The sequence below is a fragment of the Stenotrophomonas pictorum JCM 9942 genome (genome assembly GCF_001310775.1).
GTDB lineage: Bacteria > Pseudomonadota > Gammaproteobacteria > Xanthomonadales > Xanthomonadaceae > Stenotrophomonas > Stenotrophomonas pictorum.
The window spans coordinates 1-1267 of record NZ_BAZI01000584.1; the positions used below are offsets into that span (position 1 = coordinate 1).

General features: G+C 69.5%; 1 protein-coding gene and 1 pseudogene. Both read left to right on the forward strand.

Annotation, left to right across the window (positions count from 1 at the left end):
• A pseudogene (locus JCM9942_RS16245) lies at positions 1-199 on the forward strand (thymidine phosphorylase); the annotation flags it as partial.
• Positions 196-1110, forward strand: coding sequence for a ribose-phosphate diphosphokinase (locus JCM9942_RS16250; protein ID WP_017355176.1), 915 nt, complete (start codon positions 196-198; stop codon positions 1108-1110). The pseudogene JCM9942_RS16245 and the gene JCM9942_RS16250, both read left to right, overlap by 4 nt.
• Positions 1111-1267: the final 157 nt, after the last annotated feature.

The window sequence follows — 1267 nt, forward strand, 5'->3', positions numbered from 1 at the left end:
CAGGCTGGCCAAACTGGCCAAGCTGGCCGGCGCCCCGACATCCCCCACCGCCGGCCTCGAAACCGGTCTGCGGATCGGCGATACGGTCGAGCGCGGACAGCCCATGATGACCCTGCATGCGGAGTCGCCGGGAGAACTGGCCTACGCCCTGGAGCACGCCGCGACGCTGCAACCCTTTGTGCTTGGAGAGGTTCCATGACCCGTGTGCTGATGCCCTTCCCGGCCGATGCAGTGTTGGCCGGCACCATCAACCAGCCCCTGCAGGCGCGCATTGCACCCGTGGCCTGGCGGCACTTCCCCGATGGCGAGTCGCTGGTCACCCTGGACGACGCACTGGACGGCGCCGATGTGGCGATCCTGGCCAGCCTGCGCAACGCCGATGCCCTGGCCCTCCCGCTGCGCTTCGCCGCCCGGACCGCGCGCGAGTTCGGGGCTCGTTCGGTCGGCCTCATCGCACCCTACCTGGGGTATATGCGCCAGGACACCCGCTTCCATCGCGGCGAGGCGGTCAGTACACCGCTGTTTGCGCAATTCCTCGAAGAGGCTTTCGACTGGCTGGTGACCGTGGACCCGCACCTGCACCGCGTCGAGCGCCTGCAGTCGCTCTACCGCATTCCGACGGTCCACGTATCGGCGACGCCGGCCGTGGCCCGCTGGATCGCTGAGACCGTCCCCGACGCTGTGCTGATCGGCCCTGACAGCGAGAGCGAGCAGTGGGTAGCGGACATCGCCGCCCTGTCCGGCATGCCCTACCAGGTGCTGGCCAAGGAGCGGCACGGCGACTACGACGTGCGCGTCAGCCTGCCCGACCCGCAGGCCGTGGCGGGCCGGACCCCGGTCCTGATCGACGACATCGTGTCGTCCGGCCACACCATCCTGGAGACCCTCGCACACCTGCGCCGGTTGTCGTTGCCGCCGCCACTGCTGGTCGCCATCCATCCGGTGTTCGCCGGCGATGCCTATGCCCGCCTGCAGGAAGCAGGTCTGGCCCGCATCGTCAGTACCGACACCATTGCCCACCCGTCGAACGCGATCGCGCTCGGCGCGGACCTCGCTGACGCGGCATCGACCCTGATGTCCGCTTCGGCCGACTCCCCGGAGGACCCATGAACCTGCATCTCAACTGCTGCACCGCCGACCAGCTGTCGGCCGCCGAGCGCCAGCGGACCCTTGAACTCGCCGACGCCCACCGGCGGGCCGATCCCGCGTTTGACCATTGGGCGGCCGGCTACGGCGTGATCCGACATGACCCGCTCACCCAGCTCCG

Coding starts and splice junctions, on each gene's coding strand:
- JCM9942_RS16250 (WP_017355176.1), top strand. CDS start 196: ATGACCCGTGTGCTGATGCCCTTCCCGGCCGATGCAGTGTTGGCCGGC.